Source organism: Streptomyces ardesiacus, from assembly GCF_003112575.1.
GTDB lineage: Bacteria > Actinomycetota > Actinomycetes > Streptomycetales > Streptomycetaceae > Streptomyces > Streptomyces ardesiacus.
In genome coordinates, this window is sequence record NZ_BEWC01000010.1 from 24,332 (window position 1) to 48,336 (window position 24,005).

General features: G+C 73.0%; 27 protein-coding genes. 12 read left to right on the forward strand and 15 right to left on the reverse strand.

Features of this window, described 5'->3' with window-relative positions; translation table 11 throughout:
- The first annotated feature begins 40 nt into the window (after positions 1–40).
- A complete protein-coding gene (gene tyrS, locus Sdi02f_RS30020; protein WP_031186131.1) occupies positions 41–1,309 on the forward strand; it encodes a tyrosine--tRNA ligase in 1,269 nt (422 codons plus the stop codon).
- Between the two features lie 81 nt (positions 1,310–1,390).
- Here tyrS and Sdi02f_RS30025 read toward each other — a convergent pair whose 3' ends face one another.
- On the reverse strand, positions 1,391–1,672 hold the full coding sequence (locus Sdi02f_RS30025; RefSeq protein ID WP_030404475.1) for a GlsB/YeaQ/YmgE family stress response membrane protein: 282 nt from the start codon (positions 1,670–1,672) through the stop codon (positions 1,391–1,393).
- A 260-nt stretch (positions 1,673–1,932) separates the two neighbouring features.
- Here Sdi02f_RS30025 and Sdi02f_RS30030 point away from each other — a divergent pair, with 260 nt between their 5' ends.
- Both Sdi02f_RS30030 and Sdi02f_RS30035 read left to right on the forward strand, forming a co-directional pair.
- A complete protein-coding gene (locus Sdi02f_RS30030; RefSeq protein WP_030404474.1) occupies positions 1,933–2,331 on the forward strand; it encodes a DUF3099 domain-containing protein in 399 nt (132 codons plus the stop codon).
- Between the two features lie 208 nt (positions 2,332–2,539).
- Positions 2,540–2,779, forward strand: coding sequence for a hypothetical protein (locus Sdi02f_RS30035; RefSeq protein WP_108934360.1), 240 nt, complete (start codon positions 2,540–2,542; stop codon positions 2,777–2,779).
- Here Sdi02f_RS30035 and moaA read toward each other — a convergent pair.
- The 3 genes from moaA to Sdi02f_RS30050 all read right to left on the reverse strand — a co-directional run bounded on the left by moaA (position 2,776) and on the right by Sdi02f_RS30050 (position 5,920).
- Complete coding sequence (gene moaA / locus Sdi02f_RS30040) at positions 2,776–3,765, reverse strand: GTP 3',8-cyclase MoaA (RefSeq protein WP_055469528.1); 990 nt, start codon at positions 3,763–3,765, stop codon at positions 2,776–2,778. The two genes, Sdi02f_RS30035 and moaA, sit on opposite strands and share 4 nt — an antisense overlap.
- A gap of 167 nt (positions 3,766–3,932) precedes the next feature.
- Positions 3,933–5,567 (reverse strand): monocarboxylic acid transporter, encoded by a 1,635-nt coding sequence (locus tag Sdi02f_RS30045; RefSeq protein ID WP_031087105.1) that lies wholly within the window; start codon positions 5,565–5,567, stop codon positions 3,933–3,935.
- Complete coding sequence (locus Sdi02f_RS30050; protein WP_030184863.1) at positions 5,564–5,920, reverse strand: DUF485 domain-containing protein; 357 nt, start codon at positions 5,918–5,920, stop codon at positions 5,564–5,566. The genes Sdi02f_RS30045 and Sdi02f_RS30050 overlap by 4 nt, the downstream gene beginning before the upstream one ends.
- Positions 5,921–6,394: 474 nt before the next feature.
- Between Sdi02f_RS30050 and Sdi02f_RS30055 the strand changes: the two genes are divergently transcribed.
- From Sdi02f_RS30055 to Sdi02f_RS30085, 7 genes are all read left to right on the forward strand, one after another.
- Positions 6,395–7,933: a S8 family serine peptidase gene (locus Sdi02f_RS30055; RefSeq protein WP_030404470.1), complete on the forward strand. Its 1,539-nt coding sequence runs from the start codon at positions 6,395–6,397 to the stop codon at positions 7,931–7,933.
- Between the two features lie 97 nt (positions 7,934–8,030).
- Complete coding sequence (locus tag Sdi02f_RS30060) at positions 8,031–8,345, forward strand: hypothetical protein (protein ID WP_108934361.1); 315 nt, start codon at positions 8,031–8,033, stop codon at positions 8,343–8,345.
- A 50-nt stretch (positions 8,346–8,395) separates the two neighbouring features.
- Positions 8,396–9,403: a CopD family protein gene (locus tag Sdi02f_RS30065; RefSeq protein WP_108934362.1), complete on the forward strand. Its 1,008-nt coding sequence runs from the start codon at positions 8,396–8,398 to the stop codon at positions 9,401–9,403.
- A 104-nt stretch (positions 9,404–9,507) separates the two neighbouring features.
- Positions 9,508–10,500, forward strand: coding sequence for a DEDDh family exonuclease (locus tag Sdi02f_RS30070; protein ID WP_030404468.1), 993 nt, complete (start codon positions 9,508–9,510; stop codon positions 10,498–10,500).
- 98 nt (positions 10,501–10,598) lie between these two features.
- On the forward strand, positions 10,599–10,832 hold the full coding sequence (locus Sdi02f_RS30075; protein WP_030404467.1) for a metallothionein: 234 nt from the start codon (positions 10,599–10,601) through the stop codon (positions 10,830–10,832).
- A 60-nt stretch (positions 10,833–10,892) separates the two neighbouring features.
- Positions 10,893–11,684: an SURF1 family cytochrome oxidase biogenesis protein gene (locus Sdi02f_RS30080; RefSeq protein WP_030404466.1), complete on the forward strand. Its 792-nt coding sequence runs from the start codon at positions 10,893–10,895 to the stop codon at positions 11,682–11,684.
- Between the two features lie 88 nt (positions 11,685–11,772).
- Positions 11,773–12,528 (forward strand): SDR family oxidoreductase, encoded by a 756-nt coding sequence (locus tag Sdi02f_RS30085; protein ID WP_031087097.1) that lies wholly within the window; start codon positions 11,773–11,775, stop codon positions 12,526–12,528.
- Positions 12,529–12,557: 29 nt separating this feature from the next.
- Here the strand turns inward: Sdi02f_RS30085 and amaP are convergent, their stop codons facing one another.
- The 8 genes from amaP to Sdi02f_RS30125 all read right to left on the reverse strand — a co-directional run bounded on the left by amaP (position 12,558) and on the right by Sdi02f_RS30125 (position 18,186).
- Positions 12,558–13,145: an alkaline shock response membrane anchor protein AmaP gene (gene amaP / locus Sdi02f_RS30090; protein WP_030404464.1), complete on the reverse strand. Its 588-nt coding sequence runs from the start codon at positions 13,143–13,145 to the stop codon at positions 12,558–12,560.
- Complete coding sequence (locus Sdi02f_RS30095; protein ID WP_108934363.1) at positions 13,142–13,822, reverse strand: DUF6286 domain-containing protein; 681 nt, start codon at positions 13,820–13,822, stop codon at positions 13,142–13,144. Before Sdi02f_RS30095 ends, amaP begins: the two co-directional genes overlap by 4 nt.
- The gene (locus Sdi02f_RS30100) at positions 13,819–14,202 is read right to left on the reverse strand and encodes a hypothetical protein (protein ID WP_108934364.1); all 384 of its coding nucleotides are present in this window, start codon (positions 14,200–14,202) and stop codon (positions 13,819–13,821) included. The genes Sdi02f_RS30095 and Sdi02f_RS30100 overlap by 4 nt, the downstream gene beginning before the upstream one ends.
- Positions 14,199–14,384 (reverse strand): hypothetical protein, encoded by a 186-nt coding sequence (locus Sdi02f_RS30105; RefSeq protein WP_031087091.1) that lies wholly within the window; start codon positions 14,382–14,384, stop codon positions 14,199–14,201. The genes Sdi02f_RS30100 and Sdi02f_RS30105 overlap by 4 nt, the downstream gene beginning before the upstream one ends.
- 49 nt (positions 14,385–14,433) lie before the next feature.
- The gene (locus Sdi02f_RS30110; protein ID WP_030404460.1) at positions 14,434–14,916 is read right to left on the reverse strand and encodes an Asp23/Gls24 family envelope stress response protein; all 483 of its coding nucleotides are present in this window, start codon (positions 14,914–14,916) and stop codon (positions 14,434–14,436) included.
- Between the two features lie 118 nt (positions 14,917–15,034).
- A complete protein-coding gene (locus tag Sdi02f_RS30115; protein WP_030404459.1) occupies positions 15,035–15,832 on the reverse strand; it encodes an enoyl-CoA hydratase/isomerase family protein in 798 nt (265 codons plus the stop codon).
- 168 nt (positions 15,833–16,000) lie between these two features.
- Positions 16,001–16,222, reverse strand: a complete 222-nt coding sequence (locus tag Sdi02f_RS30120; protein WP_030404458.1) for a helix-turn-helix domain-containing protein — start codon at positions 16,220–16,222, stop codon at positions 16,001–16,003.
- 365 nt (positions 16,223–16,587) lie between these two features.
- Positions 16,588–18,186 (reverse strand): ABC-F family ATP-binding cassette domain-containing protein, encoded by a 1,599-nt coding sequence (locus Sdi02f_RS30125; RefSeq protein WP_030404457.1) that lies wholly within the window; start codon positions 18,184–18,186, stop codon positions 16,588–16,590.
- 262 nt (positions 18,187–18,448) lie between these two features.
- Between Sdi02f_RS30125 and Sdi02f_RS30130 the strand changes: the two genes are divergently transcribed.
- Positions 18,449–18,862, forward strand: coding sequence for a VOC family protein (locus Sdi02f_RS30130; RefSeq protein WP_108934365.1), 414 nt, complete (start codon positions 18,449–18,451; stop codon positions 18,860–18,862).
- Between the two features lie 35 nt (positions 18,863–18,897).
- Here the strand turns inward: Sdi02f_RS30130 and Sdi02f_RS30135 are convergent, their stop codons facing one another.
- From Sdi02f_RS30135 to Sdi02f_RS30145, 3 genes are all read right to left on the reverse strand, one after another.
- A complete protein-coding gene (locus Sdi02f_RS30135) occupies positions 18,898–20,310 on the reverse strand; it encodes a hypothetical protein (RefSeq protein ID WP_174843417.1) in 1,413 nt (470 codons plus the stop codon).
- 202 nt (positions 20,311–20,512) lie between these two features.
- On the reverse strand, positions 20,513–21,640 hold the full coding sequence (locus Sdi02f_RS30140) for an alpha/beta hydrolase (RefSeq protein ID WP_053638643.1): 1,128 nt from the start codon (positions 21,638–21,640) through the stop codon (positions 20,513–20,515).
- Between the two features lie 114 nt (positions 21,641–21,754).
- Entirely contained in the window at positions 21,755–22,489 is a 735-nt protein-coding gene (locus Sdi02f_RS30145; RefSeq protein ID WP_108934366.1) for a class II aldolase/adducin family protein, read from the reverse strand.
- Between the two features lie 225 nt (positions 22,490–22,714).
- Here Sdi02f_RS30145 and Sdi02f_RS30150 point away from each other — a divergent pair, with 225 nt between their 5' ends.
- The gene (locus tag Sdi02f_RS30150; protein ID WP_030404452.1) at positions 22,715–23,983 is read left to right on the forward strand and encodes an inorganic phosphate transporter; all 1,269 of its coding nucleotides are present in this window, start codon (positions 22,715–22,717) and stop codon (positions 23,981–23,983) included.
- Positions 23,984–24,005 lie beyond the last annotated feature (22 nt).

Here is a 24,005-nt window from a genome sequence, read left to right on the forward strand (position 1 = left end):
ATCATCAAGTACGTACGAGCACGTAGGAGACACGAGAACCGTGACGGACATCGTCGACGAGCTGAAGTGGCGCGGGCTGTTCGCCCAGTCCACCGACGAGGACGCTTTGCGCAAGGCTCTCGCGGACGGTCCCGTCACGTTCTATTGCGGTTTCGACCCGACGGCGCCGTCCCTGCACGTGGGACACCTGGTCCAGGTGCTCACCGTGCGCCGGCTCCAGCAGGCCGGTCACCGGCCGCTGGCGCTGGTCGGCGGGGCCACGGGTCAGATCGGCGACCCGCGCCCGACCGCGGAGCGCACGCTGAACTCGCCGGAGACCGTCGCGGGCTGGGTCCGGCGGCTGCGCGGCCAGATCGAGCCGTTCCTGTCCTTCGAGGGCGAGAACGCCGCGGTGATGGTCAACAACCTCGACTGGACCGAGGGCCTGTCGGCGATCGAGTTCCTGCGGGACATCGGCAAGCACTTCCGGGTCAACAAGATGCTGACCAAGGACTCCGTCGCCCGCCGCCTGGAGTCCTCCGAGGGCATCAGCTACACGGAGTTCAGCTACCAGCTCCTCCAGGCGATGGACTTCCTCCAGCTCTACCGGAGGTACGGCTGCACGATGCAGCAGGGCGGCAGCGACCAGTGGGGCAACCTCACGGCCGGTCTGGACCTGCTGCACCGCCTCGAGCCGGACGCCGCCGTCCACGCCTACGCGACGCCGCTGATGACCAAGGCGGACGGCACCAAGTTCGGCAAGACCGAGGGCGGCGCCGTCTGGCTCGACCCGGAGATGACCACGCCGTACGCGTTCTACCAGTTCTGGCTGAACGTGGACGACCGGGACATCTCGACGTACATGCGCATCCTGTCCTTCCGCTCCCGCGAGGAGCTGGAGGAGCTGGAGCGGCAGACCGAGGAGCGTCCGCAGGCGCGGGCCGCGCAGCGGGCGCTGGCCGAGGAGCTGACGACGCTGGTGCACGGCGCCGGTCAGACGGCCGCCGTGATCGCCGCGTCCAAGGCCCTCTTCGGCCAGGGCGACCTGGCGGAGCTGGACGAGGCGACGCTGGCCGCGGCCCTCTCCGAGCTGCCGCACGTCCGGGTCGCCGAGCCGGCCCCGGTCGTGGACCTGCTCGCCGAGGTCGGCCTGGTGGCCAGCAAGTCCGCCGCGCGCCGCACGGTGAAGGAGGGCGGCGCGTACGTGAACAACGCCAAGGTCACCGCCGAGGACGCCGTCCCCGCCGAGGAGGACCTGCTGCACGGGCGCTGGCTGGTGCTGCGCCGCGGCAAGAAGAACCTGGCCGCGGTGGAGGTCACCGGCGCCTGAGCGGGCGTACGCGAGAAGGGGCGACCCCGGCAGTCGTGCGACTGCCGGGGCCGCCCCTTCGCCGTACCGGTACGGGTACGGTCAGGCCCGTTCCCGTCGCCTCCTGCCGCGCATCGACGTGTAGGCCGCGTCGCCGAGGCCGACCACGATGATCGCCGCGACCAGCTGGAACAGGTGCCGCCACCAGTCGATGCCGGGTGTCGCCGCGACGCCGGCCGCGCGGGCGACGGCGTTGCCGATGATCGCGCCGATCATGCCGCAGATGGTGGTGAGCCACAGCGGCATGTGCTGCTTTCCGGGGATGATCGCCTTGGCGATCAGTCCGAGCACGAATCCCACGATGATCGCCCACAACCAGCCCATGGCTGCCTCCTCGTCCGGCTCCACGCGAGCATTGCCACCAGTGTTCGGCCGTACCGCGTTCGGCGCATGCCGCATACGGCCGAACGGGGCACCGGCGCCTGCGCCGTACGGCGCACAGGATGCGGTCGAACCGGGGTGCCCCGGTCTCGTGGGCGGCGCGGGCGCGGCGTAACGTGGGGAGTTGTCCGGGACCGGCGTCCCCGAGCGGCCGCGGACGAGAGCGGGGCGGGGAGTCCGATGCGGGCGGATGGTGGAACCAGATGCGGAAGCTGAGTACCGGTGGCAGTGCCGAGGTGTTCCGGATCACCGGGGCCCGCACGGGCCTCCAGGAGGACGTGCGCGGCCGGCAGCGCCGGTACGTCATCTCGATGGCGATCCGTACGGCGTCGGTGATCCTCGCGGTCTGCCTGTGGAACGTGGAACGGCCCGTCGCGATCGCGGCCCTGGTCCTCGGGGCGGTGCTGCCGTACATCGCGGTCGTGATCGCCAACGCCGGGCGCGAGAACGCGCCATCCTTGCCGTCGACGTTCGTGACGCCGCAGACCCCGCCGATGATCACCCCGCCGCGGGCCGGCAGGGGTGCGGCGGAATCCGTTCCGGAGGGCGCCGCGGCAGACCCGGGGCCCGGCGCGGCACGTGATGCGCCCGGCCGGTCCTGAGCGCCGGCCCCCGCGCGGCGGCGTCGATTCCGCGCCAGACCGAAGAACTGCTCAGATGAATTCGTGTTGTTCCGGGCTCCGCCGGGGGTGGGCCGTGACATACTTCGTACGCGCTCCGCATCCCCCGTCGGAGCGACGGACCGACGCCGGGCAGCTCCCCCCGTGGCTGCTCGGCGTCGCCATGTGTGGGGACCTGTGAGAAGAAACCGTGAGTGACGACACCACCCCGATCTGCTCCGCCAAGGGCTGCCGCGCAGCCGCCGTGTGGGTGCTGGCCTGGAACAACCCGAAGCTCCACACCCCGGAGCGCCGCAAGACCTGGATCGCGTGCGACGAGCACCGGGAGTCCCTGTCCCAGTTCCTGGGGGTGCGGGGCTTCCTGAAGGACGTGGTCCCCCTCGCCGAGTGGGAGGCCCCGGAGGATTCCGGCAGGCCGGACGGCTCCTAACCGCCGATCGCGGACATCGGACGGTCCGGCTGCACGAACGCCGGGTCGTCCAGGCCCGCGCCCGCCTTCTTGCCCCACATGGCCAGGCGCCAGATGCGGGCGATCTCCTCGTCGGGCGCGCCGGAGCGCAGGGCCGCGCGCAGGTCGGTCTCCTCGGTGGCGAACAGACAGGTGCGCACCTGGCCGTCGGCGGTCAGGCGGGTGCGGTCGCAGGCCGAGCAGAACGGGCGGGTGACGGAGGCGATGACCCCGACGCGGTGCGGGCCGCCGTCCACCAGCCAGCGTTCGGCGGGGGCCGAGCCGCGTTCGCCGGCGCCCTCCGCGGTCAGTTCGAAGCGGGTGCGCAGGGAGGCCAGGATGTCACCGGCGGTGATCATGCCCTCGCGCTTCCAGCCGTGCTGGGCGTCCAGGGGCATCTGCTCGATGAAACGCAGTTCGTACGCGTGGTCGAGGGCCCAGGCGAGCAGGTCGGGGGCCTCGTCGTCGTTGAGCCCCGGCATCAGCACGCTGTTGACCTTGACCGGGGTCAGTCCGGCCTCGCGGGCGGCTTCCAGGCCCTCCAGGACGTCCTTGTGGCGGTTGCGCCGGGTGAGGGTCTTGAAGACCTCCGGGCGCAGGGTGTCCAGGGAGACGTTGACCCGGTCCAGGCCCGCCGCCTTCAGGGCCGCCGCCGTGCGCTTGAGGCCGATGCCGTTGGTGGTCAGGGACATCTGGGGGCGCGGGGCCAGGGCGGCGACGCGCTCGACGATGCCGACGAGGCCGGGGCGCAGCAGCGGCTCCCCGCCGGTGAAGCGGACCTCCTCGATGCCGAGGGAGGTGACCGCTACGTCGATGAGGCGGACGATCTCGTCGTCCGTGAGCAGGTCGGGCTTGGCGAGCCACTGGAGGCCCTCTTCGGGCATGCAGTAGGTGCAGCGCAGGTTGCAGCGGTCGGTGAGCGAGACCCTCAGGTCGGTGGCCACTCGGCCGTAGGTGTCGATGAGCACGTGGGCCCCCTCCCTCGACGCGGATCGGCGGAGCACTTCTCTCCTCCGACACCGTCGAGCCTACGTGACGGGTCCGACATCGACAGCCGCCCGAACCCACGACGCGGGACGCGGCCGCGTCGTAGGGATCTACGAGCGGCCGCGTCCGCGCCGGTCGGGCGGTGGCGTCAGTGCGCGCCGGTGCCGGTCAGGGACCGGACCTCCAGTTCCGCGTACTTCGCCTTGTCGGGCTCCTCCTTCGACAGGACCGTGCCGAGCCAGCCCATCAGGAAGCCGAACGGGATGGAGATGAGGCCCGGGTTCTTCAGCGGGAACCAGGAGAAGTCGACGTCCGGGAACATCGCCGTCGGGTCGCCGGACACCACGGGCGAGAACAGCACCAGGCCGACGGCGACGATCAGGCCGCCGTAGATCGACCACAGGGCGCCCTGGGTGGTGAAACGCTTCCAGAAGAGGCTGTAGAGGATCGTCGGCAGGTTGGCGGAGGCCGCGACCGCGAACGCGAGCGCGACCAGGCCGGCCACGTTCAGGTCGCGGGCGAGGGCGCCGAGCGCGATGGAGACGATGCCGATGAAGACGGTCGCCCAGCGGGCCGCCCGCATCTCCTCCTTCTCGGTGGCCCGGCCCTTGCGGATGACGTTGGCGTAGATGTCGTGGGCGAAGGACGAGGACGAGGCGAGGGTGAGGCCCGCGACCACGGCGAGGATGGTCGCGAAGGCCACCGCCGAGATCGTGGCGAGCAGGATGGCGCCCCAGGCCGAGTCGACGCCGCCCACGTGCAGCGCCAGCAGGGGCGCCGCCGTGTTGCCGGACGGGTTGGACGCGACGATCTCGTCCTTGCCGATGAGCGCCGCGGCGCCGAAGCCGAGGGCGATGGTCATCAGGTAGAAGGCGCCGATGATGCCGATCGCCCAGTTCACGGACTTACGGGCGGCCTTGGCGTTGGGCACCGTGTAGAAGCGGATCAGGATGTGCGGCAGGCCGGCGGTGCCGAGCACCAGGGCGATGCCCAGGGAGATGAAGTCGAGCTTGGTGGTGCCGCTCGCGCCGTACTGGAGGCCGGGCTCCAGGAAGGCGGAGCCGGCGCCGCTGTTCTCGGCGGCCTTGCCCAGCAGGTCGGAGATGTTGAAGTCGAACTTCAGCAGCACCAGGAAGGTGATCAGGATGGTGCCGCCGATCAGCAGCACGGCCTTGACCATCTGGACCCAGGTGGTGCCCTTCATGCCGCCGATGGTGACGTACACGATCATCAGGACGCCGACGAGGGCGACGATGAGCACCTTGCCCGCGTCGGAGGTGATCCCGAGCAGCAGCGAGACGAGGACGCCCGCGCCCGCCATCTGGGCCAGCAGGTAGAAGATCGACACGACGATCGTCGAGGTGCCGGCGGCGGTGCGCACGGGCCGCTGGCGCATGCGGTACGCAAGGACGTCGCCCATCGTGTAGCGGCCGGAGTTCCTGAGCGGCTCGGCGACCAGCAGCAGGGCGACCAGCCAGGCCACCAGGAAGCCGATGGAGTACAGGAAGCCGTCGTAGCCGAAGAGGGCGATGGCGCCCGCGATGCCGAGGAAGGACGCGGCCGACATGTAGTCGCCGGAGACGGCGAGGCCGTTCTGGAAGGCGCTGAACTGGCGGCCGCCCGCGTAGAAGTCGGCGGCGTCCTTGGTCTGGCGGCCCGCCCACACGGTGATGAACAGCGTGGCGACGACGAAGACCGAGAAGAGCGTGATGATCAGCGGCCGGTGTTCGCTCGCCTCGTTGGCGGCGAGTTGGGCGGCGAGTACGGACTGTGCGGGGCTCATGCGCCGCCCTCCATCCGGGACTTGATGGCCTCGGCCTTGGGGTCGAGCTTCGCGGCGGCGTGCCGCGAGTACCACCAGGCGATGAGGAACGTGGTGACGAACTGGGCGATGCCGAAGACGAACGCGACGTTGATGTTGCCGAAGAGCTTGGTGCCCATGAAGCCGCCGGCGTAGTTCGACAGCAGCACGTAGAGCAGGTACCAGGCGACGAAGGCGACGGTCAGCGGGAAGGCGAAGGAGCGGAAGGAGCGGCGCAGTTCGGCGAACTCGGCGCTCTGCTGCACTTCGGAGAACTCCTCGGCGGAGGGGAGTCGGTGTTCCTCTTTCGAGGGGGGCGGTGCGTCGGTGGCCACGGAGTCTCCTCGTACGACGGACATGACGGCTTGGACCTCGGTGTTCTCACAGGGGGCTGATGGTGCTCGGGCTCCCTGTCCAACGACACGGCGCCCCGCGGGGACCGGTTCAACGCCCGTGGCACTTTCCGAAGCAACTCCCGGCAAGTCATTGCTGGCCAGCGACTTCGGGGATAACTTCACCCTGCACCACTACGTCATGTACCTGCCCGACCCGTCACCCGTGTCCGGGCAGGTGCCGTTTTGCCGATGATGTGGAGACCCCATGGATCATCTGCGTTCCCCGAGTGCTCCGCGCTCCAGACCCGGGCTCGCCCTCGCGGTGCCGGTCGCACCCGGCGGGCAGGGGTCGGACAGCACGGTGAGCGATACCTCGCGGGCACCCCTGCGTGACCCGCGGGCACCTCTGCCTGCCTGCCACGCACCGGCATCACGAGTTTCCCGAGCTTTCCCGACGGACTGGAGACACCACGCATGACCGCACCACACCCGCGTCACCGTCGCGCCCTCGCGATCCCGGCCGGCCTGGCCGTGGCCGCGTCGCTGGCGTTCCTGCCGGGCACGCCGGCCGCCGCGGTTCCCGTCGCGCAGGCCGCCCCTTCGGCCGCGACCGACGGGGCCTCGATGAGCTACGTCGTCAACGTCTCCCCCGGGCACGGCCCTTCGGCCGCCGTGCGACGCGCGATAGCCAAGGCGGGCGGCACGATCGTCACGTCGTACGACCGGATCGGCGTGGTCGTCGTCCACTCCGCCAACCCCGACTTCGCCAAGAGCGTCCGCAAGGCGCCCGGCGTGCAGTCGGCCGGTGCCACCCGCACCGCGCCGCTGCCCTCGGCCGCCACGACGGACATGGGCGCGCCGCAGGTGCTCAGCGGCGCGGAACTGGCCGCCGCCCAGGCCTCCTCCGCCAAGGCCGGGGACCAGGACCCGCTGGAGTCGCTGCAGTGGGACCTGCCCGCCATCAAGGCGGACAAGGCGCACGAGAAGTCGCTGGGCAGCAGCAGGGTGACCGTCGCCGTCCTCGACACCGGCGTCGACGACACGCACCCGGACATCGCCCCGAACTTCGACCGCAAGGCGTCGGTGAACTGCGTCGCGGGCAAGCCGGACACCACCGAGGGCGCCTGGCGGCCGAGCGCGGCCGAGAGCCCGCACGGCACCCACGTGGCCGGCGAGATAGCCGCCGCCAAGAACGGCATCGGCATGACCGGCGTCGCACCCGGGGTGAAGGTGTCCGGCATCAAGGTCGGCAACCCCGACGGCTTCTTCTACGCCGAGGCCGTGGTCTGCGGCTTCATGTGGGCGGCCGAGCACGACGTCGACGTGACCAACAACAGCTACTACACCGACCCGTGGTACTTCAACTGCAAGGACGACCCGGACCAGAAGGCGCTCGTCGAGGCCGTCTCGCGGGCCACGCGGTACGCGGAGAAGAAGGGCGCGGTCAACGTCGCCGCGGCCGGCAACGAGAACTACGACCTCGCCTCCGACGAGATCACCGACCCGTCCTCGCCGAACGACACCACCCCCGGTGACCGGACCGTCGACCCGTCGAAGTGCCTGGACATCCCGACCCAGCTCCCGGGGGTCGTGACGGTCGCGGCGACCGGCGCGAAGGGCCTCAAGTCGTCCTTCTCCAACTACGGCCGGGGCGTCATCGACATCGCCGCGCCCGGCGGCGACTCGACGGCCTACCAGACGCCCGAGCCGCCCGCCACCAGCGGCCTGATCCTGGGCACGCTGCCCGGCGGCAAGTGGGGCTACATGGCCGGTACGTCGATGGCCTCCCCGCACGTCGCGGGTGTCGCCGCGCTCATCAAGTCGACGCACCCGCACGCCTCCCCGGCGATGGTCAAGGCCCTGCTGTACGCCCAGGCCGACGCCACGGCGTGCACCAAGCCGTACGACATCGACGGCGACGGCAAGGCCGACGCCGTGTGCGAGGGCCCGAAGAACCGCAACGGCTTCTACGGCTGGGGCATGGCCGACGCCCTGGACGCGGTGACCCGGTAGTCGCTGCGCGCGCGTGACCCGCGCGCGCCGGGTGCGGGGGCGGCGGTCCGGTTTCCGACCGGGTCCGCCGCCCCCGCCGTACGGCAGTACCGGTGTCATGGGCACCTACGAGGACCCCGCCACCTGGACACCCGAACCGGTGCGCCCCCGTTGGTCGCCCGCGCTCAAGTTCGTCGCGAGCCTGCTGTTCATCCCGCTGTTGGGCGCCTTCTGGCTGAAGCGGCCGCCCGTGGAGTGCGAGACACCCCGGCGCGACTACCGCGGCGTGGGCGGACGGTACGTCGCCGAAGTCGCGCTCGCCCAGGGGTGGGAGCCGCGGCCCACGGACGTGCGCGAGGAGGTGCGGCTGTGGTGGTCGGCCGCTTCCCGCCCGCAGGACGCCTCCGCCGCCGGCACGGCCCGGGACGCGTGAGGGCGCTGCCCGGACTTGCCCGGATCTGAGGACTTGGTGAAGATCCTGGGGTGACCCCGATACGACCGCCGTCCCGTACCGCCGGCACCGGACGCCACTCGCGGCCCTCCGGAACCGGACGGACCGTGGCCGTACTCGTGCTCGTGGCGCTCGGCGCGCTGATACCCGTGCTCGGTCCCTCCCCCGCGCTGCACGGCACCGGGGAGGCCGAGGCGCCCGGCACCGGCGGCATCGCCCTGCTGCGCACGGTGCTCTTCGCCGCGCTGAGCGTTCCGCTCGGCGAACTCTTCGTGAACCGCCTGGCCCGCTCGCTGCCCGGCGCTCCCCCGGACCGGCCCCGCAGTTGGTCCCCGTACGCGGCCGCCGCCGGTTTCGCCGCCGCGCTGGGGCTGGCCTCGGTGGTGGCCACGGGGAACCTGGTGCCGGTCTCCGCCGCCGACATCGACGTCGGCGGCCTGTACGCCTCCCGCGACGGCAAGCTCGCGCTCCTGGAGGTCAACGGCTTCCTCGCGGCCTGGCTGTGCGCGACCTCGCGCCGGCCCGGGCTCCAGGTCTGGCCGTTGGCCGCCGTGATCGTCGCGGACGCGCTGCGCGCGCATCCCACGACCGAGTACAGCCCGCTGCTCGGCTCCGGTCTCACCCTCGTCCACCTGACGTGCGCCTCGCTGTGGGCGGGCGGTCTGCTGTACGCGCTGCGGGTGCTGCGGCGTTGGCGGGGCGCGGAGGCGGCGCCCGCGCTGCTGGGGCTCTACGCGCGCGTGGCGGCCGTTCTGCTGGCCGCCCTCACGGCGACCGGGGTGTGCAGTTCGCTGCGCCGGATGCCGGCGGGCACGATCCTGGAGCAGCTCACGGACACCGCGTACGGGCGTGTCCTGCTCGCCAAGGTGCTCCTGGTGGCCGCCGTCGCCGTCCTCGCCCTGTGGGCCAGGATCCGGCTGGGCCGCGCCGCCGATCCGCTGTCCGCCTGCTCCCCCGCGCGCGCGGAGGTCGTCGCGCTGGGCGTGGTGGTGGCGGTGTCGGGGCTCCTGACGGCGCTTCCGGTGCCCATCCGGTGGTGAGTGCGCCCGCCGGGTGCCGCAACGCTCCCCCGGCGCGCGGAACTTGACGGCACGGGGTACCTGCGCGACCGGAGTGTCGGTCCCGGCCCGTATCCTCATTGACCATGCTCGAAGACCGTACGACCGCAGCGCCGTCCGCCACGGCGTGGCCGGCCGCGTATCCGCAGGGGTACGCGGTCGTCGACGTGGAGACCACCGGCCTGGCCCGCGACGACCGCATCATCTCGGCGGCCGTCTACCGCCTGGACGCCCGCGGCGAGGTCGAGGACCACTGGTACACCCTGGTCAATCCCGAGCGCGATCCGGGACCGGTGTGGATACACGGCCTGACGAGCGAGGTACTGCGTGAGGCGCCGCTCTTCCCGGACGTCGCCGAGGAGTTCGCGGCCCGGCTGGACGGGCGGGTCCTCGTCGCGCACAACGCGGTCTTCGACTGGCAGATGATCGCCCGCGAGTACGCGCGCGCGAAGCGCGAGGCGCCGGTGCGGCAACGGCTGTGCACCATCGCCCTGTCCAAGGCGCTCGACCTGCCGCTGCCCAACCACAAACTGGAGTCGCTGGCCGCGCACTTCGGCGTCGTGCAGCAGCGGGCGCACCACGCGCTGGACGACGCGAGGGTGCTGGCGGAGGCGTTCCGGCCGAGCCTGCTGGCCGCGGCGGCGGGCGGTGTGCGGCTGCCCCTGCACGAGTGCCGGCCGCTGACCGAGTGGACGGACCGTCCCGCGCCCCGGATCGGGCAGCAGGCGAGCTACGGGAGCTACCGGCCGAACAGTTGGCGCCCCTCCCGCAAGAGGCCCGCATGCCCCTATCCCAACCCGGGCCGGTACGAAGAGGGCAAAAGGCTCAAGCAGGGCATGCGGGTCGCCTTCTCGGGCGACACGTCCGTCGAGCGGGACCTGCTGGAGGACCGTGCCGTCGAGGCGGGCCTGCACGTGGCGACCAGCCTGTCCCGGCTGACCAGCCTCCTGGTCACCAACGACCCGGACTCGGGCACCTCCAAGGTGGTCAAGGCCCGGCAGTTCGGCACGCCGGTGGTGGACGAGGCGGCGTTCGGGCAACTGCTGGCGGACGTCGAGCCCGCGGACGCCGCGTCCTGAGGCGCGCGGCGCCGCGGAGCCGTACGGACGGGTGATTCCGGGCGACTCGCCCGGCGTCCGCCCGCCCCCGTCCGCGGACACGGCCCACCCTGTGGCGCATGGCGACATGTGAAGTCTGCGGCAACCACTACGGAATGACCTTCGAGATCCACGCCCAGGGAGCGGTGCACGTCTTCGACTGCTTCTCCTGCGCGATCCACCGGATGGCGCCCATCTGCGAGCACTGCCGGGTGCAGATCATCGGCCAGGGCGTCGAGGTCGACGGCCACTGGTTCTGCGGCGCCCACTGCGCCCGCGCCGAGGGGAGGGCGGGGATCGTCGACAAGGTCTGAGCGCGGCCCTCCCGGGGACCTCCCCGCGAGGGCCGGTCACGGCCAAGGTACCGTCGATGCGTGTACCGCTTCCTGTTGTCCCGCCAGTGGGTGATCCTCACGCTGATCGCCGTGCTGCTCATCCCCACGATGATCGAGCTGGGCTTCTGGCAGATGCACCGCTACGAGGAGCGCACCGCCCGGAACGACCTGGTCGCGCGCGCCCTCGAGGCGGCGCCGGCGCCCGTGGAGTCGCTGACCGCACCCGGCAAGAAGATCACCACGCGTGAGCGGTACCGGACCGTCACCGCGAAGGGCCGCTTCGACACGGACCGCGAGGTCGTCGTCCGCCGCCGCACCGACTCCGACGACAACATCGGCTACCACGTGCTGACCCCGTTCGTGCTGGACGACGGCAAGGTCATGCTGGTCAACCGGGGCTGGATCCCCGCGGACGGCCCGAGCCAGACGGAGTTCCCCGAGATCCCCGCGCCGCCCCGGGGCGAGATCACCGTCACCGGGCGGCTGATGCCCGACGAGACGACCGAGGCGAGCGGCATCAAGGACCTCGAGGGCCTGCCGGACCGGCAGGTCATGCTCATCAACAGCGAGCAGCAGGCCGAGCGTCTGGGCGCCCGGGTGCTCGGCGGGTACGTCGTCCTGAAGACGCCGGAGCCGAAGGACGACAGCCCGGAGCCGATCGGCAGGCCCGGCAACGAGAACGCCGCGCTGAACTTCGCGTACGCGATCCAGTGGTGGCTGTTCGCCGCGGCCGTACCGGTCGGCTGGTGGTTCCTGGTCCGCCGCGAGAAGCGCGAGCGCGAGGCCGGCGAGGACACGGAGCCGGCGCGGCCGGAACCCGCCGCGGTGTAGGTGACACGGGCGGCCCGGAGGTCCGGTCACGTCGGCCCGGTGGACTCGGCCCTCGCCCCGTCGGGGGACGAGGGGGCAGGATAGGGTCATGGATCTTGGACTGAAGGACCGGGTGTACGTCGTCACGGGAGCCACCCGGGGCCTGGGCAACGCCGCCGCGCGCGAGCTGGTCGCCGACGGGGCGAAGGTGGTCGTCACCGGACGGGACGAGAAGAGCGCCGCAGAGGCGGCCTCGGCGCTGGGAGCGGGGGCGGTCGGCGTGGCCGCCGACAACGCCGACCCGCGGGCCGCCGGGCGGCTGATCGCGACCGCGCGTGAGCACTTCGGCCGTTTCGACGGCGTCCTGATCAGCGTGGGCGGGCCGCCGCCCGGGTTCGTCGCCGACAACACGGACGAGCAGTGGCAGGCGGCGTTCGAATCGGTGTTCCTCGGCGCGGTACGGCTGGCGCGGTCGGCCGCGGCCGAGCTGGAGGACGGCGGGGTGATCGGGTTCGTGCTGTCGGGCTCGGTGCACGAGCCGATCCCGGGTCTGACGATCTCCAACGGCCTGCGCCCGGGGCTCGCGGGCTTCGCCAAGTCCCTCGCCGACGAGCTGGGCCCGCGCGGCATCCGCGTCGTCGGCCTGCTGCCGGGGCGCATCGACACCGACCGGGTGCGCGAGCTGGACGGCCTGTCGGCCGACCCGGAGGCGACCAGGGCGGCCGCCGAGTCCCGCATCCCCCTGCGCCGCTACGGCGCCCCGGACGAGTTCGGCCGCGCGGCCGCGTTCCTGCTCTCCCCCGCGGCGTCGTACGTCACGGGCGTCATGCTGCCGGTGGACGGCGGCGTACGGCACGGCTTCTAGGCCGGACGGGGGGGACGCCCCCGTCGGCTTCAGCTCACGCGTTCGGCCCCGTGCTTGACGCCCCGCAGGTGGACCTCCGCCGGGAGGGACGGCAGGTTGGCCGAGGTGCGGGCGTGGGTGAGGGCCCGGGCGGTGAGGTCGTGCAGGGCGGTGCCGGGGTCCACGTGGGGGGCCAGCAGCAGCCGGACGCGGGCCGCCGGGGCGTCGCGGCGGCCCGTGAGCCGCACCCCGGCGCCCTCGACCCCGTCCACACGCTCCGCCTCACCGGCGAGGACGTCCTCCAGCGCCCTGCCGCGCAGCGTGGCGCCCTCGCCGTCCCCGGTGTCGACGAGGACCTCGGTGAGCCTGCGGCGGCGTACCACCGCGACCAGCCACCACAGGGCGAGCAGCAGCAGGACGGCGAGCGCGGCGATGACGACCGGCCACCACCAGCCCGCGTCCTGCCACCGGGTCCGTTCGGCGTCGCTGAGCAGCACGTCGTGCGGCCCCCGGTGGAGCCACCAGGAGGGCATCGGCGCGTCGAATCCCACGGCCAGCACCACGCCGCCGAGCGCCAGCAGGACCAGACCCACCAGCGCGGTCAGCACCCGGTTCACCGTTGTGAGCACCGCGTTCACCCCTTCCGTCCGGGGCGCTTCACCCGCAGCGACACGGCGGGCGGCCGGGCCAGGCCGAGGCCGCGCACCGCGTCGTCGAGCACGCCGTCCAGGTCGGCCCGTACGTCGTCCAGTTCCCTGAAGTGCGACTGCGCCCGTACCCGGGCCCTGCGGCGGCGCATCCGCACGCGTGCCGACTGCACCCCGGAGACCTCCATGGCCCGGTCGCGCAGCACCGTGGCGGCGGCGTTCCGGTGCAGCCCGGCGCGCACGCCGGGGTGGGTGCGGCGCATCGGCAGCAGCCGGCGCAGCCCCGGGGTGAGGGCCAGCACGAGCAGCCAGAGCCCGAGGGCCGCGGCGACTCCCGCACCGACCTGGACCCATGTGTCGTCGACGGGCCGTTCGGCGAGCTGCCGGGCCAGGTCCTGGCGCCAGCCGAGGGCGGCCCGCCCGGCGCGCACGGCGACGACGTCGTAGAGGAAGGCCCCGGCGAGGAGCAGGAGCAGGAGAGCGACGATTCCGGCGGGGACGCGGCGCGCGGACCAGAAGCGGCCGGCCCGGCCGACGGCGGGCGCGTCCGGGGCGCCGGGCCCCTGCTCGTCCGGCGCCGGTGCCGTGTCCGGTCCGGTGCCGCGTTCCACCACGGGCAGGCGCTGGGTGCTGCCCTCTCCGGTCCCGGCGCCCTGCGGCTCGCTCATCGGGTCCTCCCCTGCTTCGCGCCGTACTCCGCCGCCAGGTGCAGGCGCTCCACCCGCACGGCGACCTCCGGCACCGCCATGCCCACCAACGCGCGTACCCGCTGGACGACTTGGTGACGCACCCCGGCGCACCGGGCGCCGATGTCGCAGGGGTAGTCGAGTTCGAGGTGGACGCTGACGCGGGCGGTGTCGTGGTGAACGACGACGGTGGCGTACGGGCGTGCCGCGTCCCGGTGGAGCGGGCCGAGGGCCTCGTGCGCCGCCCGGGCGGCGACCTTGGCGACGACCCGGTCGGCGATCCGGGTGGCACCGCGCTCGCCCGGTGCCACCCGGGCCAGGGGTTCGAGCAGCTCGCCCGCCCCGTCGCTCACGCCGGTCACCGCCGGCGGTCGTCGCGGGAGCGGAAGAAGTCGCCGAGGTCCATGTCGCCCTCCAGGAGGCGGCCGACGACGAATCCGACGGCCCCCAGGGCCGCCACCAGCAGGAAGGCGCCGAACCCGCCGAAGTATCCGGCGAAGCCCAGTGCCATGCCGGCGATCATGCCGATCACGGCCATGCTCATGGTGCGATCCCCTCGTCCACCGCTTCGTCCCTTCGGGTCACGGTCCGCGTCACTTGATCCTGGGCTCCGGTTCCTCGTCCTCCTCGTCGGGCAGCTTCACGTCGGTCACGGCGATGTTGACCTCGACGACCTCCAGACCGGTCATCCGCTCCACCGCCGCCACCACGTTCTCCCGCACGTCCCGGGCCACGTCGCTGATCGACACGCCGTACTCGACGACGATCTCCAGGTCGAGGGCGGTCTGCGTCTCGCCGACCTCGGCCTTCACCCCGCGGGTCACCCCGGACTTGGTCCCGCCGGGGACCCGGTCGCGCACGGCGCCGAAGGTGCGCGACATACCGCTGCCCATCGCGTGGACACCGGACACGTCGCGTGCCGCCATTCCGGTGATCTTCTCCACGACGCCGTCGGCGATGGTGGTGCGTCCCCGGGTGCCGGGGGCGCCTCCGCCGCGCCGGACCGACTGGGCCTTGACCGTGCCGGGGGTGTCGACCGTGTCCTGTCCGCTCCGGTGGCTCTCCATGTCACTCATGCCCGTACGTCCCTTCCGGTCGTAGTCCTGTGACCACGTTAGGCGGGGTTGCGCGGACGCGCGCCACGGGCGCGGCGGGCCGGGGGAACGACGGCGGGGGCGCGCCGCGGCGAGCGCCCTACTCCCCGAGCCCCGCCAGGTCGCGCAGCCGGCGTCCCTGGGCGGCCCGTTCGGCGGTGCGCTGGGCCTCGTAGTCCCGTGTCCGGGCGCCCTGGAGCAGCGCCTTGGTCTCGACGACCGCGTCGCGCGGTGCGGCCAGGATCGCGGACACCAGGTCGCGCACCGTGCCGTCGAGCTGGTCCGCGGGCACGGCGAGGTTGGCCAGGCCGGTGCCGACGGCCTCCTCGGCCGCGACGAAGCGCCCGGTCGCGCAGATCTCCAGTGCGCGGGCGTATCCGACCAGGGACACCAGGGGGTGCGTGCCCGTGAGGTCCGGCACCAGGCCCAGGCTGGTCTCGCGCATGGCGAACTGCACGTCGTCCGCGACGACCCGCAGGTCGCAGGCGAGGGCCAGTTGGAAACCCGCCCCGATGGCGTGCCCCTGCACGGCGGCGACCGAGACGAGGTCGCTGCGCCGCCACCAGGTGAACGCCTCCTGGTACTCGGCGATGGTCGCGTCCAGTTCGGCGTCGCCGCCCCGTGCGAGGTCGAGGAAGGACGGTTCCCCGTCGAAGCCCTCGGGCGTGAACGCCTGCCGGTCGAGCCCGGCCGAGAAGGACTTGCCCTCGGCGCGCAGCACCACCGCCCGTACGGAGCCCGGCAGCAGCCGGCCGGCCTCGGTGAGGGCCCGCCACAGGGCGGGGCTCTGCGCGTTGCGCTTGGCCGGGTTGGTCAGCGTCACCGTGGCGATCGCGTCGTCGACGGTGAGCCGCACGCCGTCCCGGTCGAGTGCGGGGTCGTGGGCGGGCGAAGCCATGGGGCGCCTCCGAAAGGTGCGGTCGTCGTCCCCGCCGGGCGCCGGACACTGCGCCGTGCGACGGCAGGGCTAAGTGACTGCACAGTAACCACCCGGAAGGCCGAACGACCGACCGGGTGGCCACCATCACTTTCGCATCGCCTTGGAAGTCGGGGGCCGCCCGGAACGTCAGGCCGATGAGGCCTTTTTGCCCCGGGTAGCCCCGCCACGCCCTCGGAGCGTGACTCCCGACTCACTGAGCATGCGGTGCACAAAGCCATACGAGCGGCCGGTTTCCTCGGCCAACGCCCGGATGCTCGCACCGGCGTCGTACTTCTTCTTCAGGTCTGCCGCGAGCTTGTCGCGCGCGGCGCCGGTCACCCGGCTGCCCTTCTTCAGAGTCTCGGCCACCCGTGCCTCCTCATGGGAAGTGCGCTCTGGTACTCCTCATGATCACCCCTCATGGCGCTCATGGCCACCCATTCGGCAAGGTCGATGAGGCAAGGATGTGACGACAGGAGCGGGCCCCCACATACGGAATCCGTGATTCCAGAGATTCGGGCGCGTTCGGCCGAACGGGTTTCTCCGCGTCATTCCAGGTCAGAAAGGCGTCGCGGCCGGGACCCCGGCAAAGGGGCCCCGGCCGCGAAATCGATGTAGGACACACCTCTTGATGAGGAGATCTCACACAGATGGTGGATCACGGATCGGCCGAATGATCCATACCGGTGGATCATTCATTCGATCAAGCAAAGGCGACGCCCGGGGGGCGACGCTCAGGCGAGCGCGACGAGATCCGCGTAGTCGGCGCCCCACAGGTCCTCGACACCGTCCGGGAGCAGGATGATCCGCTCCGGCTGGAGCGCCTCGACGGCGCCCTCGTCGTGGGTGACCAGGACGACCGCGCCCTTGTAGGTGCGCAGCGCGCCGAGGATCTCCTCACGGCTGGCCGGGTCGAGGTTGTTGGTGGGCTCGTCCAGGAGCAGCACGTTCGCCGAGGACACCACGAGGGTGGCCAGGGCGAGACGGGTCTTCTCGCCGCCGGAGAGGACACCCGCGGGCTTGTCGACGTCGTCGCCGGAGAACAGGAACGAGCCCAGCGTCTTGCGGACCTCCACCAGGTCCAGGTCGGGGTTGGCCGAGCGCATGTTCTCCAGGACGGTGCGCTCGGGGTCGAGGGTCTCGTGCTCCTGCGCGTAGTAGCCGAGCTTGAGGCCGTGGCCCTCGATCACCTGGCCGGTGTCGGGCTTCTCGACGCCGCCGAGCAGGCGCAGCAGGGTGGTCTTGCCCGCGCCGTTGAGGCCGAGGATGACGACCCGGGAGCCCTTGTCGATGGCCAGGTCGACGTCGGTGAAGATCTCCAGGGAGCCGTACGACTTCGACAGGCCCTCGGCGGTCAGCGGGGTCTTGCCGCAGGGCGCGGGCTCCGGGAAGCGGAGCTTGGCGACCTTGTCGGACTGGCGGACCGCCTCCAGGCCGCTGAGCAGCTTGTCGGCGCGGCGCGCCATGTTCTGCGCGGCGACGGTCTTGGTGGCCTTGGCGCGCATCTTGTCGGCCTGCGAGTGCAGCGCGGCGGCCTTCTTCTCGGCGTTGGCGCGCTCGCGCTTGCGGCGCTTCTCGTCGGCCTCGCGCTGCTGCTGGTAGAGCTTCCAGCCCATGTTGTAGACGTCGATCCGGGAGCGGTTGGCGTCCAGGTAGAACACCTTGTTGACGACCGTCTCGACCAGTTCCACGTCGTGGGAGATGACGATGAAGCCGCCGCGGTAGGTCTTCAGGTAGTCGCGCAGCCAGACGATCGAGTCGGCGTCGAGGTGGTTGGTCGGCTCGTCGAGCAGCAGGGTGTCGGCGTCCGAGAACAGGATCCGGGCCAGCTCGATGCGGCGGCGCTGACCGCCGGAGAGCGTGTGCAGGGGCTGGCCGAGCACCCGGTCGGGCAGGTTGAGCGCGGCGGCGATGGTGGCGGCCTCGGCCTCGGCGGCGTATCCGCCCTTGGTGAGGAACTCGGTCTCCTGGCGCTCGTACTGCCGCAGCGCCTTGTCGCGGGTGGCACCCTGGCCGTTGGCGATGCGCTGCTCGTTCTCGCGCATCTTGCGGATCAGGACGTCGAGGCCGCGGGCGGACAGGATGCGGTCGCGGGCGAGCACGTCGAGGTCGCCGGTGCGCGGGTCCTGCGGGAGGTAGCCGACCTCGCCGGAGCGGGTGACGGCACCGGCGGCGGGCTGGCCCTCGCCGGCCAGGACCTTGGTGAGGGTGGTCTTGCCCGCGCCGTTGCGGCCGACCAGGCCGATGCGGTCGCCCTTGGCGACGCGGAAGGTGGCGCTTTCGATGAGGACGCGGGCACCGGCGCGCAGCTCGATGCCGGAAGCGGAGATCACGGTCAGACTCCTGGGCGGGTGGATTGGCGGGATGGGCGGCTGTGGAGGATCCCGCCGTCTAATGCACGAGGAGAATGGCCATGGGGGCCAGTCTAACGGGGCGGTGCAACCTCTTTTCCCGCGAGCGCGGCCGGGGCGGCCCGAGCGGTGCCCGTGCGTTGTCAGTGGCCGGTGCAAGACTGGGCGAACGAGTCGAAAGCGGCTCCGGCCGCGGGCTCGGTCAGGTCACGACGCACCACCGGCTCACAAGGAAGTGATCGGCATGGCAGGCAAGGACAGCGGACGCCCGAGCATCTGCCCGACGCTCCGGTACAAGGACGCGAAGGCGGCGATCCGGCAGCTCACCGCGGCCTTCGGCTTCACCGAGATCGCGGTCTACGAGGACCAGGACGGCTCGGTGGCCCACGCCGAGCTGGGCCAGGGCAACGGAGTGGTCATGCTCGGCTCGAAGGGCAAGGGCGGCCGCTTCGACGAGGCGATGCAGAACGGCGGCGTCTCGGGGGTGTACGTCGTGGTGGCGGACGTCGACGCCCACCACCGGCGGGCCGTGGAGGAGGGCGCGGAGATCCTCGTGCCCCCGACCGACCAGGACTACGGCTCGCGGGACTACATGGCCCGCGACCTGGAGGGCAATGTCTGGAGCTTCGGGACGTACGCGCCGGAGGTACGCGGGTAGCCTCCGGCGCTGTGCCCGCGGGGGGGGCTCCGGGCTCAGCCGGCCCCGGTGTGGACCTGGAAGGCCGCCCGGCGCACGGCCTTGGCCAGCGCGGGGTCGGGATGCGCGGCCGCGAGCGCGACCAGGACCTGCACGGTGCGGGGGTGGCCGACCGCGCGGACCTCGTCGAGCAGGGCCGGGACGGTGGGCTGCACCGCCGACTCCAGGTGCCGCACCAGCAGCGGGGCCTCCCCGTGGTCGGCGACGGCCGCCGCGGTGTCCACCCACAGCCAGGTGGCCTCTGGGCGGGTGAGGACCTCGTGGGCGTCCTCCGGATCGGCGCCGTCGTGCTCGGCCAGCCACAGCAGGGCGTACGGGCGCAGCGTCGGCTCGTCGAGGACACCGCGCACGTCCGGCTCAGCGGGAGCGCCGACGACCCGCAGCGCGTCGAAGGCGAGGCCGCGCAGCAGGGCGTCCTCGCCGCGGGCGGCGCCGAGCAGTTCGGCGACGGCGCTGCCGACGGGGCGGGCGGCGAGCCAGGCCCGGTACTCGTCGCGGGCGGCGTTGGGGCGGAGCCGGGCGCAGCCGCGGAGCATGCCCTCGGCCGACTGCTCGATGTTGCCCGCGGGGCTCTGCGCGGCGACGCAGATCTGCTCCAGCTTGACCCAGACCGCCCAGCTCCCGAGCGGGGTCAGCGTGGCGTGTCCGTCGCCGCAGGTGAGGGCGCCGACGGAGGCGAGGGCGTGCAGGGCCCAGTCGAGAAGCGGGCCGAGCGGGGTGTCGGGGTCCGGGGCGGACGGGACCGCTCCCGCGGTGGCGGGCTCCGGGCGGGGGCCGTAGGGCACCTCGCAGCGCTCGGTGCGCAGTTCGGTGACGCGCTGCTCCAGGAGGTCCAGGAGCTGCGCCACGGGGACGGGTCCGGCGGACAGCTGGAGGAAGGAGAGCACCTGGGGCATCGCGGAGACGACCTCGGCGACGACCGCCGGCTCCTCGGCGGGTTCGGGCTGGGCGAGCGACCAGGCGTCGAAGAGGGCGACCCAGCCGCGCAGCACGGCGCTGTCGTCGCGGTTCCAGGCGCGCAGGCGCCAGCCGGGGCGGGCGGTGTCGCCGTGCACCTCGATCAGTCCGGCGAGGCGGGCGGTGTCCCAGTCGGCACGGACCTTGGCCACGGTGAGGCCCAGTTCGCGGGCCGCGTGGGCGGCGGTGGCGTCGGACAGGGTGGCCTTGCCGTCGGCGGTCGCGCTGCCGCGGCCGGGGCCGAGGGCGGAGTCGGCCCAGCGGGCGACACGGGCCGCGCCGGCGAGAACGGAACGAGCCATTCCGGCCAGTTCCGACCGGGCCGGTGTGCCTTCCGGGGGGCGCGGCGCGGGGCGGCGCGGACGCCGCTGATTGATCGCTTGGGGGGCGGCGGCCAGGGGTCGCGGGCGGACGAGTCGAAGCCTGGAGTCGCGCGGGATACGGGACGTCACGGGTGCAGTCTTCCGGTTGACGGTCCGAAAACCCAAACGGACGTCCCCGGCGGCCTCCTGGGAGGGCCGGCACGGGCCGCGGCGGGCCTGTCCGGGCACCGGATCAGGCCAGTGGCGCGGCGCCCGGACAACCGCGGCGTCGCGCGTCCCGACGGCGACCCGGCCGGGGCGGCCCGGCGCGGGTGCCGCCCCCGGCGCGGGGTCACACCAGGGGGGTCATGAAGCGGCGCAGGGCCTCCTCGTAGGCCTCGGGGTCGGCGTTCCACATGGCGCCGTGCGGGGCGTCGCGGACCGTGTGCAGGGCGACCAGGCGCGCGTGGGTGTCGGCGAGGCGGCGGGAGAAGCGCCAGGGGGCCACCGCGTCGTCGGGGCCGTGGAAGATCAGGGTGGGCACCGACGGGCGGTACAGGCCCGCCATGCCGGCGTCCCGGTCGGCGTGCAGACCGGCGCGGCCCTGCGCGGCCCGGACGGCGAGCGGCAGGAGCGCGGCGGGGGTGCGGCGGGCGGCGGCCAGGGCGCGCAGGGTGGTCTCCCAGCTGAGCACCGGGGAGTCCAGGACGAGCCCCGCGATGCGCTCGCGCACGCCGGAGAGCGCCGCGGTGCGCAGGGCCATGGTGGCGCCGGTGGACCAGCCGAGCAGGACGACCTTGCGGGCGCCGTGGTCGACGGCGTAGCGGACGGCGGCGTCCACGTCGCGCCACTCGGTCTCGCCGAAGTGGTGCACTCCGTCGGGCGAGGGCGGGGCGCCGACGTCGCCGCGGTAGGCGAGGGCGAGCACCGCGACGTTCCTGCGGTGCAGGGGGGCGATCAGGTTCAGGGCGTGTTCGCGGGTGGCGGCGAGGCCGTGCACGGCGATGATCCAGGTCGGCCGGGCCCCGGGCACGAACCAGGCTGGGAGCGGCCCGAGTTCTCCCGGTACCTCGACGTCGGTGTAGTCCAGGCCGAGGGCGGTGCCCGGGTTGCCGACGTACAGGTTGGGGGTCATCCACGCCCGGTCGCCGGTCCCGAGGGTGCCGTGCGTGACGCGTTCGAGGCGGCGTACGACGGTGTCGGCGCCGTGTTCGGCGGTGCCGAGGACCGGGCCGACGACCGCGTGGGAGCCGTCGCCGGCGAGCCCGTACCGGCCCGGGCGCAGCGCGGCCAGGTCCCGGGTGAGGGTGATCTGCCCGGCGGCGGTGCCGTGCACGGTGAGCCGGGGCTCGGTGGGCAGGGGACGGCCGGGGGTCGCCTTGAGCGCGGCGTCGCTGGCGAGCCGGCCTGCGGCGACGCTCGCCGCCCCGGTCGCCAGGGCTGCGGTGACGGCGGCTGCCGTCGCGGTGACAGTGCGCATGGGGCCAGTCTCCTGGGGGAGTACTCGGGCGGCCAGTGGACGCGTGACGGTGGGTGACGAGGTGCCGGTGTTCCGTAGCCGGTACCCCCTGAGCCGCCCGGCACGCACCCGGCGTCAGCTTCGCCGGCCGTACCCGCGCAGCCGCTCGGCCGCCTCCGCCAGTTGGGCCGGCGTCAGCAGGGACGGCGAGTGGCCCGGCACCGAGGCGGCTGTCAGCCACAGGCGGCACATCCACTCGAGCTGGGCGGTGCGGTCGTAGGCCTGGTCGAGGGAGGTGCCGTAGGTGAGCGTGCCGTGGTTGCGGAGCAGGCAGCCGGTGCGGCCCGCGAGGGCGTCGAGCATGCCGCGGGCGAGTTCGTCGGTGCCGTAGGCCGCGTACGGGGCGACCCGGACGGGGCCGCCGAGGGCGGCGGTCATGTAGTGCACCGGCGGGAGTTCGGGGACCAGCAGCGAGACCGCCGTCGCGTGCACGGCGTGGGTGTGGACGACGGCGCGGGCGCCGGGGTCGGCGCGGTAGACGGCCAGGTGCATGGGCAGTTCGCTGGTGGGGACGAGGGTGCCGAGCACCTGGCGTCCGTCCAGGTCGACGCCGGTTGCGTCGGCCGGGGTCAGCCGGTCGTAGGGCACGCCCGAAGGGGTGACCAGGACCGTGTCGCCCACGCGCACCGAGACGTTGCCGGAGGTGCCGACCACCAGGCCGTCGGCGACCGTCCGCCGGGCCGTCGCGACGAGCTCCGCCCAGGCCGACTCCCTGGCGCCCTCCCCCGCCGGCTCCCCGGCCCCGCCCCGGGCCGGCCCCGGGTCCGTCCCCTCGGTCCCGTCCGCCCCCGTGGCCCGCTGATTCGTCACAGTCGCCGTCTCCTCCCGGGCCGCCCGCGCGCCCCCTCACGTCCGCCGTCGCACGGCCTCGCGGCGATCCTGCCAGGGACGTCTCCGGAGAGCACCGGAACGGGCACGCAGAGGGAGGCTCCGGCACCGCTTCCGGTCACCGTGACGCCCTGCTCAGTTCATCTTCCGTTCACCCTGGTTACCTACGTTCGTCGCGCCAACGACCTCGAACGATTGCCTGGGTAAATGGAAAGCTTCTCGCTGATCCTCGCGATTGTGGTGGTAACCGCACTCGCGTTCGATTTCACGAACGGTTTCCACGACACCGCGAACGCGATGGCAACGACCATTTCGACCGGTGCGCTCAAGCCCAAGGTGGCGGTGGCGATGTCCGCCGTCCTCAACCTTGTAGGCGCCTTCCTCTCGGTGGAGGTCGCCAACACGATCTCCAAAGGTCTCGTCGACGAGACCGGCATCCGTCCCGAGGTCATCTTCGCCGCCCTGGTCGGCGCGATCCTCTGGAACCTGCTGACCTGGCTGGTCGGACTCCCGTCCAGTTCCTCGCACGCCCTGATGGGCGGCCTGATCGGTGCCGCCGTCGCCTCGGCCGGCATCGGCGCGGTCAACGGCGACGTGCTCGTCACCAAGGTGCTCCTGCCCGCCGTCGCCGCCCCGATCGTGGCCGGCGTCGCGGCGATGCTCGCGACCCGCATGACGTACTCGCTGGGCCGCAAGGCCGACGGCAGGGCGGCCGCGAAGGGCTACCGCGCCGGCCAGATCGCCTCCGCGGGCCTGGTCTCGCTGGCCCACGGCACCAACGACGCCCAGAAGACCATGGGCATCATCACCCTCGCCCTGATCGCCGGCGGCGCGCTCGCCCCCGACTCCGACCCGCCCGTGTGGGTCATCCTGAGCGCGGGCCTCGCCATCGCGCTCGGCACCTACCTGGGCGGCTGGCGCATCATCCGCACCATGGGCAAGGGCCTGACCGACCTCCAGCCGCAGCAGGGCTTCGCCGCCCAGACCAGCGCCGCGACGGTCATCCTGGCCTCCTCCCACCTCGGTTTCTCCCTCTCCACCACGCACTCGGTCTCCGGTGCGGTGATGGGCGCGGGCCTCGGCCGCAAGGGCGGCGTGGTCCGCTGGTCCACGGCCACCCGGATGTTCGTCGCCTGGGGCCTGACGCTGCCGGCCGCGGCCCTGGTCGCCGCACTCGCCGAGTGGGTCTGCCGCGCCGGCGACTGGGGCACGGCCCTCGTCGCGGTGTTCCTGGTCGCGTCCAGCTACGCGATCTGGCGGATCTCCCGCCGCGAGGTCGTCGACCACACCAACGTCGTCGACGCGCAGGAGCCCGCGTCCGCCGAGCCCGCCGGGGCGGCCGGGCCCGCCGGCGTGGTCACCACGGCCATGGCCGCCGTGTCGCCGCCCCCGGCGGGCGTGACGGAGGACCTGACGGCCACCGTCCCGGCCCCGGCCGCCGCCGACCCCAAGGCCCCCTCGGCCACCACCGTCTGAGCCCGCGTCCCGGGTACGAAGG